Source organism: Ulvibacter sp. 2210JD10-4, assembly GCF_058148525.1.
In genome coordinates, this window is the sequence record NZ_JBYVJZ010000026.1 from 1 (window position 1) to 277 (window position 277).

A 277-nucleotide genomic window follows, 5' to 3' on the forward strand; every position below is an offset into this window, starting at 1 on the left:
TAGAAGTGCTATCTTCTTTTCTTTTCAATTGAATTAATAAATATTCCTGAAGGTTACGGGCACCTACTCCTGCAGGATCTAATCCTTGAACGATTTGTAAGGTCTTTTCAATATTTTCTTCAGAAGTATACACATTTTGTGTAAATGCCAGATCATCTACAAGGTCTTGTATGTCACGTCTTATATAACCACTTTCATCTACGCTGCCAACCAAAAAATGGGCAATTGCTTTCTCTGCTTCATGTAACCGTTATGTATTTAATTGCTGCAACAAGTA

1 pseudogene is annotated in these 277 nt (G+C 35.4%); it reads right to left on the reverse strand.

Annotation, left to right across the window (positions count from 1 at the left end):
• Positions 1-277 (reverse strand): annotated as a pseudogene (locus ACY2RT_RS15340) (RNA polymerase factor sigma-54); the annotation flags it as partial.